23 protein-coding genes and 1 pseudogene are annotated in these 16,713 nt (G+C 27.4%); all 24 read left to right on the forward strand.

Annotated features, from left to right (window positions below):
- The first annotated feature begins 402 nt into the window (after positions 1-402).
- Positions 403-1,341: a site-specific integrase gene (locus Q0649_RS21525; protein ID WP_298846740.1), complete on the forward strand. Its 939-nt coding sequence runs from the start codon at positions 403-405 to the stop codon at positions 1,339-1,341.
- Between the two features lie 799 nt (positions 1,342-2,140).
- Positions 2,141-2,446, forward strand: a complete 306-nt coding sequence (locus tag Q0649_RS21530; RefSeq protein ID WP_298846742.1) for a hypothetical protein — start codon at positions 2,141-2,143, stop codon at positions 2,444-2,446.
- 195 nt (positions 2,447-2,641) lie between these two features.
- The gene (locus Q0649_RS21535; protein WP_298846744.1) at positions 2,642-2,800 is read left to right on the forward strand and encodes an aspartyl-phosphate phosphatase Spo0E family protein; all 159 of its coding nucleotides are present in this window, start codon (positions 2,642-2,644) and stop codon (positions 2,798-2,800) included.
- A 157-nt stretch (positions 2,801-2,957) separates the two neighbouring features.
- A complete protein-coding gene (locus Q0649_RS23125; protein WP_367179438.1) occupies positions 2,958-3,041 on the forward strand; it encodes a hypothetical protein in 84 nt (27 codons plus the stop codon).
- Positions 3,042-3,255: 214 nt separating this feature from the next.
- Positions 3,256-3,387: an AgrD family cyclic lactone autoinducer peptide gene (locus Q0649_RS21540; RefSeq protein WP_367179436.1), complete on the forward strand. Its 132-nt coding sequence runs from the start codon at positions 3,256-3,258 to the stop codon at positions 3,385-3,387.
- An 87-nt stretch (positions 3,388-3,474) separates the two neighbouring features.
- Positions 3,475-4,788 (forward strand): sensor histidine kinase, encoded by a 1,314-nt coding sequence (locus Q0649_RS21545; RefSeq protein WP_298846747.1) that lies wholly within the window; start codon positions 3,475-3,477, stop codon positions 4,786-4,788.
- A gap of 13 nt (positions 4,789-4,801) precedes the next feature.
- Entirely contained in the window at positions 4,802-5,371 is a 570-nt protein-coding gene (locus tag Q0649_RS21550) for an accessory gene regulator ArgB-like protein (RefSeq protein WP_298846750.1), read from the forward strand.
- A 1,391-nt stretch (positions 5,372-6,762) separates the two neighbouring features.
- Positions 6,763-6,888, forward strand: coding sequence for a hypothetical protein (locus Q0649_RS21555; protein WP_298846753.1), 126 nt, complete (start codon positions 6,763-6,765; stop codon positions 6,886-6,888).
- Between the two features lie 164 nt (positions 6,889-7,052).
- The gene (locus Q0649_RS21560; RefSeq protein WP_298846755.1) at positions 7,053-7,256 is read left to right on the forward strand and encodes a hypothetical protein; all 204 of its coding nucleotides are present in this window, start codon (positions 7,053-7,055) and stop codon (positions 7,254-7,256) included.
- 27 nt (positions 7,257-7,283) lie between these two features.
- Positions 7,284-7,697, forward strand: coding sequence for a terminase small subunit (locus Q0649_RS21565; RefSeq protein WP_298846758.1), 414 nt, complete (start codon positions 7,284-7,286; stop codon positions 7,695-7,697).
- A gap of 218 nt (positions 7,698-7,915) precedes the next feature.
- On the forward strand, positions 7,916-8,326 hold the full coding sequence (locus Q0649_RS21570) for a hypothetical protein (RefSeq protein WP_298846761.1): 411 nt from the start codon (positions 7,916-7,918) through the stop codon (positions 8,324-8,326).
- Between the two features lie 195 nt (positions 8,327-8,521).
- The gene (locus Q0649_RS21575) at positions 8,522-8,824 is read left to right on the forward strand and encodes a hypothetical protein (RefSeq protein ID WP_298846764.1); all 303 of its coding nucleotides are present in this window, start codon (positions 8,522-8,524) and stop codon (positions 8,822-8,824) included.
- A gap of 30 nt (positions 8,825-8,854) precedes the next feature.
- Positions 8,855-9,343 carry an N-acetylmuramoyl-L-alanine amidase gene (locus Q0649_RS21580; RefSeq protein WP_298846767.1) on the forward strand — a complete coding sequence of 163 codons (489 nt, stop codon included), beginning with the start codon at positions 8,855-8,857 and terminating at the stop codon, positions 9,341-9,343.
- Positions 9,344-9,356: 13 nt separating this feature from the next.
- Positions 9,357-9,452, forward strand: coding sequence for an SPOR domain-containing protein (locus tag Q0649_RS21585; protein WP_298846770.1), 96 nt, complete (start codon positions 9,357-9,359; stop codon positions 9,450-9,452).
- Between the two features lie 22 nt (positions 9,453-9,474).
- Entirely contained in the window at positions 9,475-9,828 is a 354-nt protein-coding gene (locus tag Q0649_RS21590) for a hypothetical protein (protein ID WP_298846773.1), read from the forward strand.
- A gap of 332 nt (positions 9,829-10,160) precedes the next feature.
- Positions 10,161-10,277 (forward strand): annotated as a pseudogene (locus Q0649_RS21595) (GGGtGRT protein); the annotation flags it as partial.
- A gap of 260 nt (positions 10,278-10,537) precedes the next feature.
- Positions 10,538-10,915 carry a GntR family transcriptional regulator gene (locus tag Q0649_RS21600; RefSeq protein ID WP_298846776.1) on the forward strand — a complete coding sequence of 126 codons (378 nt, stop codon included), beginning with the start codon at positions 10,538-10,540 and terminating at the stop codon, positions 10,913-10,915.
- Between the two features lie 42 nt (positions 10,916-10,957).
- A complete protein-coding gene (locus Q0649_RS21605) occupies positions 10,958-11,818 on the forward strand; it encodes an ABC transporter ATP-binding protein (RefSeq protein WP_298846778.1) in 861 nt (286 codons plus the stop codon).
- A complete protein-coding gene (locus tag Q0649_RS21610) occupies positions 11,818-12,486 on the forward strand; it encodes an ABC-2 transporter permease (protein WP_298846781.1) in 669 nt (222 codons plus the stop codon). The genes Q0649_RS21605 and Q0649_RS21610 overlap by 1 nt, the downstream gene beginning before the upstream one ends.
- Before the next feature lie 28 nt (positions 12,487-12,514).
- Positions 12,515-12,724, forward strand: a complete 210-nt coding sequence (locus Q0649_RS21615; RefSeq protein ID WP_298846784.1) for a hypothetical protein — start codon at positions 12,515-12,517, stop codon at positions 12,722-12,724.
- A gap of 184 nt (positions 12,725-12,908) precedes the next feature.
- The gene (locus Q0649_RS21620; protein ID WP_298846786.1) at positions 12,909-14,285 is read left to right on the forward strand and encodes a hypothetical protein; all 1,377 of its coding nucleotides are present in this window, start codon (positions 12,909-12,911) and stop codon (positions 14,283-14,285) included.
- Positions 14,278-14,913 carry a class D sortase gene (locus Q0649_RS21625; RefSeq protein WP_298846787.1) on the forward strand — a complete coding sequence of 212 codons (636 nt, stop codon included), beginning with the start codon at positions 14,278-14,280 and terminating at the stop codon, positions 14,911-14,913. The genes Q0649_RS21620 and Q0649_RS21625 overlap by 8 nt, the downstream gene beginning before the upstream one ends.
- A gap of 213 nt (positions 14,914-15,126) precedes the next feature.
- Positions 15,127-15,390: a hypothetical protein gene (locus Q0649_RS21630; RefSeq protein WP_298846789.1), complete on the forward strand. Its 264-nt coding sequence runs from the start codon at positions 15,127-15,129 to the stop codon at positions 15,388-15,390.
- A 920-nt stretch (positions 15,391-16,310) separates the two neighbouring features.
- On the forward strand, positions 16,311-16,713 hold a 403-nt coding region (locus tag Q0649_RS21635; RefSeq protein ID WP_298846792.1), incomplete at its 3' end, for a ribonuclease J.

Below are 16,713 nucleotides of genomic sequence, written 5' to 3' on the forward strand. Positions count from 1 at the left end.
ATCTACACTTGATCCACACTCTTTCCCTACACGACGCTCTTCCGATCTGTAGCATCAGGTGGTGGTACAGGAAGAACTCTTCACCCAGATAATATGGGAGCAGGCCCAGCTTCATACGGAATGACAGATACTATGGGAAGAATGCATTCAGATGCACAATTCGCAGGATCTTCATCAGTTCCAGCTCATGTTGAAATGATGGGATTAATAGGTATGGGAAATAATCCTATGGTTGGTGCTACAGTTGCAGTTGCAGTTGCAGTTGAAGAAGCAATGAGTAAATAAATTTAGATGAGATAAATGAAAAGTATTTCCCAAAAACAAGTCATGTTATTTTAGTAGAATTTTTACTAAGCATGGCTTGTTTTTTTACGCTATTTTATAAATAGGAGATGGTACATTGTGGGAATAAGGCTAAAGATTAAAGAAGAAAGTATTACTTTTGCAAAAGGATTTGAAGAATATTTAGATGATTGTAGAGGAAGGAATTTAAGAAAAGCAACTATCACGCATTATGAGGAAGTATATAAAGCAGTTACTAGATATATTGACAAAGAAATGAACATAAAAGATATGAATGAATTAACCGTAAGTAAATTTATAATAGAATGTAACAAAACTAATGTAAGTTCACAGACATTATACACTTATACTAGAGATTTTAAAACTATATTATATTACTTTATGAGAATGGATTACTTAAAACATTTCAACATTAAATTACCCAAACTTGATAAAAAAGCAATAGAAACATATAGTGACTGGGAACTAAAAAAACTATTAAAGAAACCTGATCTAAAACATTGCACATTTGTAGAATATAGAGACTGGACTATAATTAATTTTCTATTATCTACGGCTGTAAGATTAAGTAGTTTTACTAGCATTAAAATCAAAGATTTAGATTTTGAAAATGAAGTAGTTTATATTAATACAACTAAAAATAGGAAGCCATTAATTATTCCTTTAAACAAATCTATTATAAAAGTATTGAAAGGTTATCTCAAGATTAGACAAAATGAAACTGATGATGAATATTTATTTTGTACAGCCTATAATAAAAGACTTGTAAATAAAAGTATTAATGGAAGCTTAATTAAATATAATCGGGATCGAGGAGTAATGAGGACAGGAATTCATAGATATAGACACACATTTGCTAAAAAGTTTATTATTAATGGTGGTAATCCCGTAATATTGCAAAAAATACTTGGACATAGTAGTTTACTTATTACAGAAAATTATTTAAATATTCTTGTAAGTGATATTAAAAGTGAAATGAGTAAATTTGATATATTATCTGAATTTAATAATGTTCATATTAATATTCATAAAAAATAAAAAATAAGAAATAGGAGTTATTAACTATAAAAAATATGTTATTAGAAAATAATTAAATTTAATTAGAATTTAATTAGAATTGTTAAAATGGCAATACCTAATAGAATTTGTACAAAAAATAAAATAAGGCTTCGTAATTGTAGTTACTGAGCCTTATGGAAAATTGAATATTGACTAATAAACTCTCTTGGATAATTCACTATCCTCATTATACTTCAAAAATATGGGGATTTCAAGAGGTTTATTTTCTATACCCAAAAATAAAGTGTAGGTTAGTTGTCTAAGCACTGAAGCAACTCTAAATAATTTCTAGTAGGTTACATAAAGCCGATGCTATAAAATTTATGGGGAGTTATTGTATTTAAATCTGTTTGTACATTTCGCCCTTAGTCGAATGTAGATAATCGACTAATAAATTATCTAGGGTGGTAGCTACTGGCAGAGATGCAGGGTGTAATATAATCATGGACAAGTAGTTTGTGAGTATACGTGGAAGTAGAGCGTATATAAAGGTATTATAATAAACAGATTTCGATAACTTAATCATAAACCAAATATTAACGATTATCCTAGGAAAGTAGGGTAATTCTGTCCTTTCCATTCCCAAATATTAGTAGTTAGAAACCTATATGTCAAGCTAATAACTAATTTAATTAATATATTATAATAATTGTTATTGTAAACTAATCAAGAGATTGTACTAATTTTTTTCAAACATCTTTTTTAACTATTTTTAATGCTAGTATCACTTTCAATTAAGATTCATATAATAGAATTTTTGACAAGGAAGTGATACTATTTGAGAATATATGAAAAAGATCAAAATAATAAAAATTGGTGTAGATACTGGTGTAGATTTTGGTGTGAAAGAAAATATGATTATGAATATTGGTGTAAAGAAAAACACAAATATGAAAATTGTCATGAAAGAAAACATGATAATAAAGAAAGTTATGAAAAAAAACAAGACAGTGAATTCTGGTGTGAATATTGGTCTAAATATTGGTGTATAAAAAGACGAGCTGACAAAGGTCTTAATGAAGGACAAGCTCATTCTAAAAAATTTACAGGTTTGTTTAATCTATTAGAGGATAATAGTCTATAATTTGCAGAAGGTTAGTTACTGTAATCAATATAAGTATGTGCCATGGCTTATAATTTATAAAAAAATTTAGAATTGTTAATGAAGCTCTAGGGAATGCCTTGGAGCTTTATTTTTTTAATTTACAAAATAGGTGCAGGATAAAATTAAATAAAACATTCCTTTTTCGATATAATTATTAACGAAAGGTGGGATATTATGACGGACATGAATGAAATAACACAAAAGATTGAAGAATTAAGAGATTTAATGCATCAGTTAATTAATGAAAAGCAAACGTTAACTGACCCAAAACTAGTAGCGCTAAGCCAAAAGCTGGATGAGCTACTAAATGAATATGATGAATTATTAATTTAACTTAATGATTTATCGTATTAAATTAGTCGAGGAGCCTTAGCCTTAGGGCTCCTTTTCTACTTAAAAGGTAATCACCTTAATTTAAGAAAAATACAAATAATGTAAACTATCTATAGAAATGATGAAATATATGGTAATATGAAAGTGATTATAAAAAATTGATTTACTTAGAAAGAGCTTGGAGAAATTAATATCTAAAAGGGATAGCTTAATTGATAAAGAAGTTGTTGAACTAAGCTAGGAATTGGACAAGTATATTGTTAAAAGTTATTTAGATGAGATTTATAAAATTATAAACTATAATATGTAATTTTTAGTTAGTTAATTTAAAATTGATTATTTTTGTAAAAATATATTAAATAATGAAGGAATATAAAAAGTTATGTAGAATAAATAAATTAATAACTTATTTTAATAAGTAAAATTATTAATTTTAGTAGAAGGGAGGGTTAAAATTGAAAAAAATTTTTAGTAAAACTATGAAAATGATAGGATGTGTAGCATTATTTGTTGGAGCACTAGCTATTGTTCCAACATCAATGCTTAATTCACATCAACCTAATTGTCCCGATGAATTTTTAAAGTAAAATTATTGACTCTTTTGAGAAAGAACGCATGAGTTTTAGCAATAATATTTCAAAAGAGTCAATAATTTGTTGAGGAGAAGATATAATATGACAGTGACTAGAGAAATAATACTTGATATCTTAGAAGCATTAATATTATTAGGAGTTTTTAGCTCTTTAACAAATCAAAAGAAGTATATAAGTGAGAATAAAATAAAATCATGGTTATTTTGTATAATATACGTTTTGGTAACTTGTTTTAGTACATTTTATGTTAATAATTTGTATCGTATACTTATTATTATAGTGGTTTCTATTTTACTATTAACATTAATTACAAAAACAAGTCTCTATTCTTCGACTATCATATTTTCACTATTTTATACAATAATATTTACTACAGAAACTTTAGTTCAACTCATTGAAATGTTTATATTTAAAGTGGAATTAAATCGGATTCTGTCAGTTAATAAATACTTGTTTATCTTCTTATTTGCTTGCAAAATGCTACAGGTATTTGTTGTAATAATACTTTTAAAATATAATGTGTATTTAAATAAAATTATATTAATTAATAAAGATGAATTTATTTTTTCTCAATTTTTAATAGAAATTGGAATTTTCAATTTGTTTATATATATTTTGATTTTCAGTGTTTTAGATATTAAAAAAAATAAAACTTATAATATGCTAATCTTTAGTATATCTTTTGTTTTTTTAATAATTGCATTTTTACGCTTAAAAGAAAAAGAAAAAATGATAAACATAAACAATAAATATAAAGTTCAAGAGAATCAGATTACAAATATGGAAGAAATACTTAGCATTATCAGACAAGAAAAACATGATTATGCTAACCATATAAATGTTATACAAGCATTATGTTGTTTAAATAAACCGAATGCTGTTGAGAAAATAAAAGAATATGTATCAAAAATTTCGGATACAATTCATACATCATTTACATATCTAAATACAGGAAATGATTATATCGATGGATTACTATCAATAAAAAATAACTATGCAATGAAAAATAAAATAGATTTCAATGTGATAATTGATGAATCCTTTAATTTTTTAAAAATTAGGGAAGATGAATTAATAAGTATTATTAGTAATATTATAGATAATGCATTTGAAGCATTCAAATTAAAAGCATATACTGAAAATAAGGAAATATCGATTACTACTTATTTAGAGAATACAACTTTCTGTATCGAAATAGCAGACAATGGAGAGGGAATTCCAGAAGAAATAAAAAATAAAATTTTTGAAAAAGGGTTTTCTACAAAAACGAAGCAAAAAGGTGACCATGGGTTTGGGCTATATATTACTAGACAATTAGTCGAGCATAATGATGGGAGCATATCTGTAGATCGTGTTTCGGGAAAAACCAAATTTCTAGTTAAATTTAAGATGTAAAGGATATAGACCAATGAATAAATTAATCTGTTGTATAGTAAAAGAAATCTCAAAAACAAATTCCCAATTTACGGACTTAGAATTAAAAAAAATGGAATATGGATTACTCTGTCTTTTTGATGAAGTTACTAAGATTATTCCATATTATATTATATTTTATTTGTTTTCATTGCAACAATATTACATGGTTGCATTTGTGTTTTTTTGTCCAATAAGATTGTTTTCAGGCGGATTCCATGCAAAAACTTATTGGGGATGTTTTTTTATCAGTTTTCTAACTTTCTGCGTAATAATTTTTATTGGTAAATATATAACAATAAATATCGTTATTTCAGTATTAGCATTAATTATTTCTGTTTTACTTGTTTGTATTTTTTCTCCTGTAGATAATATTAATAAGAGGATAAAAAGTAAAGAACGAAGAAATAAGCTCAAGAACTTTTCAATTATTATAATTTTTTTGTTGAGTGGATTGAGTTATCTAATACCAAGTAGATTTTTTACTACGGCAGTGCTATCTATTCTTATAGCTGTAATATTGATGATGATGGGCTATATAAACAATGGATTAATTAAAAAATAAATAATTACAAATAATGAGCAGAATTGATAAGCTCATTATTTTTTTACCCATCATTACTATATAATATTAGTGATAATATATATCCCAATATGGGAATGTGTTAGCTATGAACACTCTAGAATCTTACTAATCACGTTATCTGATAATCTCTAAAGTGTCTTACAAGTCAAATATAACGGTATGAATGGCATCATAGAACGTTATAGATAAGCATATAAAAGCTGATACGGTAAGCCAACCCTGTTAGCTTTATTTTTTATGTTAATCATTTTTATAAAAGTGATTGGAATACTTATGTTTTGTGTAATAAATATTAAAAAGGTGATCGCAATACTTGTCTTTTGAGAAATTAGAATTAAGAATATTACTAAATTAATTGAAGTATAACCATTTATTTTTAATTTGGCGTTAGAATACCCACTCAAACCTATTTTATCAATAGAATACCCGCACCTAAGCTTTTATTTATTCCAAATCCTTATAATTCAACAACTAAATCTGCTAGCTGGGTAAACGAACGCCAAAATACCTAATATTTTATAATATAAGTATTCCGATCACCACTTTTCTGCTTTACTTACGTTAAAATTAGCTCTGAATTACATTGTGAGTATTAACTATAACAGATTTAGGGTTCATAAAAGGTGACTAGTTCAACTATGGGTAAACTGAATCCGACAATATTTACTGCTATTTTATAAAAATACTATGATTTACTGAACGATATTATAGATTTTCAAGCTAAACATGCTATAAACCTAAATATAAATACATACCCATAGTCGGATTAAACACCTTTTTATTAGTGATTACATTTTTGGGAGTTTTGATTTGAATTAGCAAATTAATATTACAATTTTGGGAGTTTTATTGCTAGTAAAATACAGTATGCCTTAGTTTTATTACAAATATTTCAATATATTGATGATTTAGTCCCAAAATTGTAATCATGACTCCCATTTTTGTAATAGTAGTATTATGTATTTTTAACTCTGGATTACATTGTATTAATCTAAAGGCAACTAATTTAGTTCTAAAAAATTATTTGTGATTAATTCACTTGTTTACTTACGATATTTTATAATTAATGGTAGCCAATTTAGTGTTATAGCATAAGTAAACAGCAATCTTAGAGGTTTTGGAACAAAAATTCATATAAACACAGATATTTTAATCACAATTAACAATTATTTGAGAATAATTAGATTAATTGGTTGCCTTTAGAATGTAATCTAAGGTTAACTATAACTAATTTAGTGCTAAATATAACAAGTTTAGGGCTTAACTTGAAGAAATATGTGTATTTGGTATAATAAAAGTGCAATGAAGAATATAGAAAAGCTTATCAAAAGTTATCAAATATTAAAGATGATGAAAGATATGAAAAATTAATGAAAACTGGAGTAATAGAAATTAATCCTGATGAACATATTGAATATAGTGATGTTATGGACAAATATCAATTATTTAAAGAGAAGGAATTTCATAAGAAACATGTAGTGACATATGATATTTAATATTATAAATATACTATATCAATACATATGTTGTAAATGCAGAAATCTAAAGAATAGAATAATAAGGTAATTAAGAGAATATCTATATGATATTCTTTTTTTGTAGTGTACTAGGTAATTAGTATAGCAATATTGCAATACAATATAGAGAGGAGAATAATATAATGAATATTTTAATAGATAGAACAGGTATTTTTAAAAGAGAAATTGCAAAATTGGAATTAAAAGATAGTCGTATGAGTTACGTTATTATAGAGGCACTTATAAAAAATGGATATGATATAGTATCTAATCCATTAAGTGATAATGCTATGGATAATTGTGGTGAAGTAATAACTGTTTATATAGAAGAAAAGAGAGAGTATTAATATTAATCAGATTGGAGGTGATGAATAATGGCAAGTAAAGTTATAAAAGATAAGGTTAAGAATAGTAAGAGTAAACTAAATGATAATCAGAAGAACTTCTGTGTAGAATACATAGTAGATCTCAATGCAACACAAGCTTATATAAGGGCATATGGCGAGGATACAGACCCCAATAGTGCAAGGACAACAGCAAGTAAATTGTTGGCAAACATTAACATAAAGAAGTATATCAATGAATTAATAGATAGTTATACTGACAATTTAGACTGCACTGTGGGTGAACTGGTCAACAATATTAAATCAATAGCATTCGATGAGAACGCACGACATAGTGACCGTATTAAGGCATCGCAGTTATTAGCACAGTATATGGGTATGTTAGTAGAGCATAAGGATGTTACGTCTAATGGCAGTACTATCAACGTTACACTAGAAGACTAAGAATGAATAAAACGAATATTTTAACATAATATAAATATATTTTATAATCATAACTTATAATTTAGGTTACGCACCAATTGTTTCTCTAAGTGGTACTACAGGAACTATTTATTTCAACTATCACAGTACTAATTCTGCAACTACAATATACAATTTAGGTTCAAGTGTATCAAGTTGGTCAGGTATTATACAATTCTTTTAGAGGGGAGCGATTATTAATGATAACATATTTAATTATGGATAAAGATAGTGGTTTAATAGCATCAAAGATGGAGTGGGCAGAACCAATGAAAAACGAACCCGATATAGTATTTCCAAAAGATTGGGTGTATGAAAATGACAATCAAATCGCAATATTGACTACTTTAAAAGATGTTTGGTGTGGTGATGTTTATGATTTTAAAACTGGTTTATGTGTGATACTAGATGATACAGAAGATAAAGATATAGAATTAACAAATACAATTAAAGAATTAGAGGATTATGAAGCAATACTAAGTGATTTCCAAGAAGTAACTTGGAGTGGATTAGGAATGATTACAACTAATTTACCTCAAGAATGGCAAGACAAAATAAATACAAAGAATGCATTAAAAGCAAAAGTATTAGCTTTACAATCAAAAGTATAAAAATAAAAATACGACAATTAAGTCACTCAAAAGGGTGTCTATTTTTATGCGAGAAAATAAAGTGGAGCACCCGACGTTGAAATCAAGATGCTCCACAAATCCCCTAAAGGACATAATTTAATACTAAACTTCCTTTAATAATAAGTCAATCTAAAACTAAAATGATATAAAAAATAATAATAAGGAAGTGAGGATATGAACGAGGAGTTGGATGCCAATATGGAAAATTTAATAAGAGAAGTAAGCGAAATTAAAAATAGACTTAATGTAGTGGAAACGGATATAACCAACGTAAAAATTGAGAGTGCAACAACCAAGGAACAATATAAAAATATGTTTACAATTTTAACAGATATTAAAGACTCAATAAAAACAATAGCATCAAAATTAGATATTTTAGAAAAGAAACCTGCAAGAAATTGGGAGCAACTTATGAAAATAGGAATTACAGTTGTTGGAACAGCAGTTTTTACACTATTAATTGGTGGATTAGTTTAATTTAAATAAATAGAAAGAGAGGTCTTATTAATGAAGTATTTAATAGATTGTGGTCATTATATTGCTAAAGGTAGTGCAGATACAGGATGTCAAGGAGCAGGAAAAACAGAACAAGCATGTACAAGAGAAATAGGTTATAAAGTAGAAGCTAAACTTAAAGCATTAGGTCATACAGTAGTAATAGTTTCATGTGATAGTGCTTCAACGGTTATGAGTTCACTAGCTTACAGAGTTAATAAAGCAAATGTAACTGGTGGAGATTTATATGTAGCAATTCACTTGAATGCAGGAGGAGGTTATGGGACAGAAATATTTACATATGGAGCAAAAGCACTGATTGAGGCAACAAGAACTTTAAAAAACATAGTAGCAATGGGATTCAAAAATCGTGGAATCAAAGATGGAAAAGGATTATATGTCATTCATAATACGACTATGAAAGCAATGCTTGTAGAATGTTGCTTCATGGACACTAACGATATGACCAATTATTGTAACCAAACCAGTTACAAAAGGTAAGATTTATAGGGTTGTGACTGGTAGTTTTTCAGATGAAAGCAACGCTGATGCACGTATAAAAGAATTAAAGGAAAAAGGTTATGACTCATTCAAAGAGATTATACAATAATAAAAAATAGGAGATGTTCAATATGTTAACAGTAGTATTAAATTATTTATATCCAGTATTAAGTTTGGTAATTTCAGGTACAGTAATTCCATATATAGTTAAATTTATAATTGTTCATACAAAAAATTTAAACTTAGAAAAAAACATGAAATTAGGAAAATTAGTATGGGATGCAATTGAGGAAGACGAACGTTTAGGAAATCTTGGAGATACAAAATTAACAACTTTTATGAATACTATGAAAGTTAGAACTAAATTATCTGATGCAGATATACTTCTAATTAATAAAGCAATCGGTGGAATTATAAACGTTGGAAAAGAAGTAATAGAACAAATTGAAGAAGTAACACCAGTTTCAGAAGTTCCAGTAGCATAATAATTTAAAAGGATATTTAAGCTTAATTGCTTGAGTATCTTTTTTCTTTTTTTGTATATGTATACAATCAAATTCATGGCTACAGATTAGACTATATTAAATACAATCTAACCAAGCAATGCAATTATGCGTACAAATTTAACCTCTCTTAGATTGGACATATAGTACAATAGAATTTATTATATAATTTATAGGATATTTATAACAAAATTTATAGTTGAATTTAAGAATATAATATTGACTATTTCCCAAAATGTAGTATACTATTATTAATAGAACGTGTATCGCTAAATAGTTAAAATGTTTCTTAAGCCAGTCTTACCAACGGTTAGTCTTCATCAGTTCCAGCTCATGTTGAAATGATGGGATTAATAGGTATGGGAAATAATCCTATGGTTGGTGCTACAGTTGCAGTTGCAGTTGCAGTTGAAGAAGCAATGAGCAAATAAATTTTTTATTGAACCTTAATAAAAAAGTCCCTCATCTTGGTTTCTTATGTTTATAGAAGAGCTTAGGTTAAACTAGATAGATTAGGGACAAGCCTCACATTAAGTCATAATAGGCTAAATGTGAGGCTTTTTTTGGTTGTGGTAAATATAAAAGTAATTTGCTTTTTTACATATTATTAGTATAAAAGGTGAAATATTGTTGACATTAAAAACTATAGTGTATATACTGAATATATACACTAGCTACAAAGGAGCAGATTATGAATATTATAATTTCAAATTCATCCCAGGATCCAATTTATGAACAAATAGTGACACAAATTAAAACGGCTATTATGAAAGAAGAACTAGAGCAGGGGGATGCTTTACTATCTATAAGAAGTTTAGCAAAAGAGCTTCTCATAAGTGTTATAACAACTAAAAGAGCTTATGAAGAACTTGAAAAAGAAGGCTTTATTGAGACTGTTGCTGGAAAAGGTTCTTATGTATCTTGTCAAAATAAAGATCTAATAAGAGAAAAAAGATTAAAAACTATAGAAGAAAACCTAGCTGGTGTTGTATCAGAAAGTAAATTCTTGAATTTAAGTTTAGAAGAGTTACAAAGTATGTTAGCAATTTTGTATACCGAAGAAAATTAATATCTAATAGGATAAAGAGGTAAATAATTGAGGGGGTAAAACGTGGATAACATCTTGGAAATAAAAAATTTAAATAAGACTTATAAAGATTTTTCTTTAGATGATTTAACTTTTAACGTTGAAAGAGGATCTATAATGGGGTTTATAGGGCCAAATGGTTCAGGTAAGAGCACAACTATAAAGCTTATAATGAACCTTATTAAAAAGAATAGTGGAGATATAAAGATTTTCGGATTGGATAATATAAAGCATAACAAAGAGATTAAGCAGAGAATAGGTTTTGTTTATGACGATAATTATTTTTATGAAGAACTAAACATTATGGAAATGAAAAATATAATTAGGCCTTTCTATAAGGGCTGGAATGATACCTTGTTTGAAAAATATATAAAAGAATTTGAATTACCTAAAAAGAATAAAATTAAAAACCTATCAAAAGGAATGAAAATGAAACTTTCTTTAGCATTAGCACTTTGTCATAATGCAGAGCTTATTATAATGGACGAACCCACCTCAGGGCTTGACCCAGTATTTAGAAGTGAACTGTCAGATATTTTATGTAGTGTAATTCAAGACGAAAATGTAAGTATATTTTTTTCAACTCACATAACAACTGATCTTGAAAAGATTGCTGATTATATTACTTTTATTAATAAAGGGAAATTAGTTTTCTCAAGGACTAAGGATGATATTATTGAAAATTACGGAATAGTTAAAGGGAGCAAAGAACTTTTAGACAATGATATTAAGAGAGAATTTGTAAGTATAAAAGAAAATAGTTTCGGATTTGAGGCTTTAACAAAGGATGTTACTAAAGCAAGAAAAATATTTAAAGGAAGAGGAATTGTTGAAAAAGCTTCGATAGAAGATATTATGGTATATACGGTTAGGGGGAATGCTTAATGCTTAATTTAATAAAAAAGGATATTCTTATTCAGAAAAAAACTATTATATTTGCACTCCTTTATGCTGCTTTTGTTTTAGCTTTTTTTTCTAATATATTTCCAAATGGCTTTGGGTTATATGTAATGTCTCCCATGATAATAACTTATCTGTATATAACATTTGCAGTACAATATGATGATAAAAACAATAGTGAAGTTATATTAAATAGTTTACCACTTAAAAGATCTGATATTGTTATATCAAAATATATATCAACCTTTGTGTTTGGAAGCATAGGAATTATTTGTTCTATATTAGTTGATGTTATAGGCAAGGTCACAGGGCTTTCATCTTTTATTGGGTCAATTTCATTACTGGATATTGTTTTGGTTATATCAGCTATATGTATATTTAGTGCTGTATTTTATCCTGTGTATTTTAAATTTGGAGTTGCAAAAATGAAATTATTCACAGTGGCAATATTTATGATAATTTTTTTCGTACCAATGAACGTTATTAGCTATATTAATGAAAACCCCAATAATGTCTTTGTGCATAAATTTAATTATTTTATAACCAACACTTCTAGTTTAACTATAAATTCTTTAGCTATAATAACAGGTTTAATTTTCTTTATGGTTTCCCTTATGATTTCAATTCGTATTTATAATAATAAAGAATTTTAATATATAAAATAAAATGGAGGGGTTATCAGTGAAAAAAAACAAATTAATAAGAATTGTTAGACACAATTTTCATGACTATAAAATGAGTTGGACTATGCTTCTTTTGGGACTATCAGCAGGATTTGGAATACTAGGTAATAAATTTGGTATGGTATATTTGATTATTTCATTTTTACCAGTGCTCATATGGTCACTGCTTTGGTTTAATGAAAGAAAAATAACTGATACTTCTTTATAACAAAATGGCGATAAAATTAAAAAAATAAATGAATGTATGATTTAACTAAAATCGTATGTTCATTTTATATTGCTATATTATAAGGAAAATTGACCAAATGTGGGTTATTAATCTTGTTTACACTCTGTTTATAATATGATATTATTTTAACAGTTATGAAAAATAATATACGGAGGTAGATGATATGACAAAATTTGAATTAAAAGGATGTTCTTTTATAATTGCTATAGCTATGTTGATTTTTGTATTACCAATGTCTGTAGCAAATGCGCAAACAAAAACGCTCTCAGATGCCATATTAAAGACAAATGAAGCAACATCAATGGAAAGTAACGGGAAATTGAGTTTAATATTTAAGGCTGAGGGGCTTTCAAAACAAGATCAAGAAGATTTTGGGATGATAAGTGATATGTTAAACAACTTACAAGTAAACTTCAATTCTAAGACATCTGGAAATAGTGCTGGAACAGTTGTAAAACAATATGTTAAAATGTCAGCGGTTGTAGGTGGAAGCCCATATGCTGGAGAATTGTGGAGCGACATAAATCTTACAGGTAAAACCCCTATTGTTAAAGAAATTGTAAAATCACCTGATCTATTTGAAATGATGGCATCACCGCAGAATATTAATAAATATATGTTAATAGATCTTAATGAGATGAATAAAACATCTGAAATTCAGCCAGAACTAGGTAACATGGATTTTGGAAAAATGCTTAGTGAAAACAAAGAACTACAGGGATCAATTATAACTTTATTTCAAAAATATTCGACGTTATTAGGTGCTAATTATAATTTTATATCTAAAGATGGGAATATGTATAGGGTTAAAATTGATGACATACAACTCAAAAATCTTATAAGAGAAGTAGTTAATTTAACTGCTAAGAATAAAGAAATACAAAGTCTTCTAAAAGATTTAATAATAGCAGAAATGAAAAATACCGGATCATCAACCGTTGAAATTAATAGCATGAAATCAGATATGGATAAAATGTTTACTACAATTGAATCACAAGGATTTTTAGATGGATTTAACCAAATGATGGACAAGCTTAAAGATGTAAAGATACTTGGAGATAAAGGAATTGATATTACCTATACAATAGATGAAAATGGATACGTAATAAGTACGAAAGGTGATATAGAACTTATTTTAGATATGGCAAAGCTTGACAAAGCATTTACTCAAAGTGCAAGTAAAAGAGCAGTTGCTGCTACTACTGAAATTATGCAAGCAGGCACGTATACAGTGGGTTTACATTATGAATTAAGTAACAGTAATATTAACGGGAATGTAAATGTTATAATACCAACACTTACGCCTGCAAATTCATTTAGTTTTGCAAATATGTTTGACGAACCAACTGATACGGATACAAATAATCCTAATTCCAATAATGGTAATAATTCAGGCCCAAAACAAGGCGTCGTTACACATACCATTAAGGGGGGGAGACTTCCGGATACTTCTACTCATTTATATGAGTTACTCCTTATAGGTATCGCTCTAACACTTACTGGAGCTTTAGGATTAAAAAGCAGAAAACGCTATGAATAAATTGAAAATACTATGGAGTAAAATTACTATGATTAAGGTTCTGTCTACTTTGTTTTTGGGCTTTGGGATAGGAATTATTGCTTTTGCAGCATATAGTATATGGTCACAGTCTAATAACTTAGTGAAGGCAGTTCCAAGCCATATTTCTAAATCAACAACAAAAATATCAACAAAAGCTTTAACAAAAGTGGCAACGAAAGTGGTAAATAAAAAACTTTATTCTATATATCCAAATGATGGAGATAATATTGGTAGCTTGACTATGACAACTTTAAACCAGAAAGTACCTATTGTTGAGGGAACTGGCGAAAATGAGTTAAAAAAAGGTGTGGGTCATTATACACAAAGTGTACTTCCTGGAGAAAAAGATAATTGCGTTCTTTCTGGTCATCGTGATACTGTCTTTAGTAAAATAGGAAAGCTTAAGATAGGAGACAAATTGATTGTCCAAACATCAGCAGGTATATTCACATATAAGGTGAAAGGCACGCGAATTGTCCATAAAGATGATAAGACAGTAATCGTACCTACAAGTAGTGCGATACTAACACTAACAACATGTTATCCGTTTAATTTTATTGGGGATGCTCCGGACCGTTATATTGTTTCTGCAAATTTAATTAAATAAAATAGTGGATAATTGTTTTATTTTTAAAAAAATGGCAATAACTATAAGGAGTAGAAAATTTTTTAGTGTTCACGAGTAAATATATTGAAATATATCATCCGTATTTATAATGTAAGTTGATTATCTATAATGAATTATATATAATAGGAATGTACAAGAAAAAATATCAAGTAAATATAGTAATATTACTTATATTATACAAGGAGGAAATAAATGGATATAGATGTAAACTCACCACTTGATGAACTATTAGAAACTTGGGCTATGTATTCACAAAAACTTGTCTATACTATGCTAACTGAAAAAGCTGAAATTGATGAATTTAATAAAGTGAAATTAGTCTTAAAAACAAAAGGAATAATAAAATTAGAAATACATAATGTTTATGATAACGAATATGTTTTGCATTATCTTAAGCAAGGTGGACTATTTACAAAAAGAATTATTTTAAATAAAGAAGCAGCTAAAGTAGAATAGTATGAAATTTCATAAAGTGTTTTCTAAAATAACTAGTGATCATGCTAGTTATTTTTTTATAAAATAAGAGATGTTAGTATATGTTTGTTATTCTTGTATAGTCTAAATATAGAAATAAAATGATAATTTATGTTTGAATAATGTGATATTTTAATATATTGCAATTATTCTTAACCTTTTTTATATTATAATCAAATATAATATGTTATAATTATATTGGATTAGTATAATACATTGTTATAGAATGTAGGTACTAGGAAATTATTAAAACTTTATATAACGAGTAGTCTTAAAATATGAATAATAGTATAAAAATATATATGTAAAGAGAGTGATGTTTTAAAAAGACAGCGCTTTAAAATATAAATCTATTAAGAAACATTAAAAAATATCATAAGAAAGGAGAAAAATTATCATTAAATTGATAAAAGACGGCAAAATAGTTTTTAAAAAATTAGAGAACATTGTATAGCAAAACAAGTAATATAGTTGAGTCTGTTGAATTGTTACGGCAAGATAAAAGAGTATAGTGGAGATAGGCTAGCTAGATTTGGATATCGGCAATACAAACTATTCTCTCATAAAAATAAATAATTCTAAAGTAATTGTAATAAAAATATAAAAAAAAGGTAGGTGAAAACCTGATTTATGGTTAGCTAATAGAAAAAAACACTTGGAATGGTAAATTAATGAAATCTCATAAGGAAGTATCTCATATTATGGGTGGAAATCTAAAACTCCTTATGAAATTGTTAATGCATCTTTAAAAAAGATGAGCAGCTCCGCAACTGATAAATGATAAATAGAGTAAGCGGCGCTGACCTAAGTAATTGTAATCTGTGATACTACCATTTTGTTTAGTCGACAGAACGAAAATATTGGATGAATAAAATGCCTAATATTTAGAAATCGGGGAAATAATGAATAATAATTATAGAAGTAAAGGTAAAAACAAAATCAGAGTTATTCCAATAGGTGGACTTGGAGAAATTGGGAAAAATATTACTGCAATAGAATATAAAGAAGAAATTATCGTTATAGATTGTGGTATTTCATTTCCAGATGTAGATATGTATGGAGTAGATTTAGTTATTCCTGATATAACATATCTTTTAGAGAATAAAGACAGAGTAAAAGGAATTTTCCTAACACATGGTCATGAAGATCATATAGGAGCATTACCTTATGTTTTAAAACAGTTAAATGTACCAGTTTATGGAACATGCCTAACACTTGGACTTGTAGAAAACAAATTACAAGAACATGGAATACTTGCAGATTGTACACTAAATGTAGTAAAAGCTGGAGATATAGTTAAGCTTG

Source organism: uncultured Clostridium sp. (assembly GCF_937920395.1).
Taxonomy (GTDB): Bacteria; Bacillota; Clostridia; order Clostridiales; family Clostridiaceae; genus Clostridium_AD.

Coding starts and splice junctions, on each gene's coding strand:
- Q0649_RS21630 (WP_298846789.1), top strand. CDS start 15,127: ATGGATATAGATGTAAACTCACCACTTGATGAACTATTAGAAACTTGG.
- Q0649_RS21590 (WP_298846773.1), top strand. CDS start 9,475: ATGTTAACAGTAGTATTAAATTATTTATATCCAGTATTAAGTTTGGTA.
- Q0649_RS21560 (WP_298846755.1), top strand. CDS start 7,053: ATGAATATTTTAATAGATAGAACAGGTATTTTTAAAAGAGAAATTGCA.
- Q0649_RS21610 (WP_298846781.1), top strand. CDS start 11,818: ATGCTTAATTTAATAAAAAAGGATATTCTTATTCAGAAAAAAACTATT.
- Q0649_RS21555 (WP_298846753.1), top strand. CDS start 6,763: ATGAAAACTGGAGTAATAGAAATTAATCCTGATGAACATATTGAATAT.
- Q0649_RS21575 (WP_298846764.1), top strand. CDS start 8,522: ATGAACGAGGAGTTGGATGCCAATATGGAAAATTTAATAAGAGAAGTA.
- Q0649_RS21565 (WP_298846758.1), top strand. CDS start 7,284: ATGGCAAGTAAAGTTATAAAAGATAAGGTTAAGAATAGTAAGAGTAAA.
- Q0649_RS21625 (WP_298846787.1), top strand. CDS start 14,278: ATGAATAAATTGAAAATACTATGGAGTAAAATTACTATGATTAAGGTT.
- Q0649_RS21580 (WP_298846767.1), top strand. CDS start 8,855: ATGAAGTATTTAATAGATTGTGGTCATTATATTGCTAAAGGTAGTGCA.
- Q0649_RS21620 (WP_298846786.1), top strand. CDS start 12,909: ATGACAAAATTTGAATTAAAAGGATGTTCTTTTATAATTGCTATAGCT.
- Q0649_RS21550 (WP_298846750.1), top strand. CDS start 4,802: ATGAATAAATTAATCTGTTGTATAGTAAAAGAAATCTCAAAAACAAAT.
- Q0649_RS21570 (WP_298846761.1), top strand. CDS start 7,916: ATGATAACATATTTAATTATGGATAAAGATAGTGGTTTAATAGCATCA.
- Q0649_RS21600 (WP_298846776.1), top strand. CDS start 10,538: ATGAATATTATAATTTCAAATTCATCCCAGGATCCAATTTATGAACAA.
- Q0649_RS21545 (WP_298846747.1), top strand. CDS start 3,475: ATGACAGTGACTAGAGAAATAATACTTGATATCTTAGAAGCATTAATA.
- Q0649_RS21535 (WP_298846744.1), top strand. CDS start 2,642: ATGACGGACATGAATGAAATAACACAAAAGATTGAAGAATTAAGAGAT.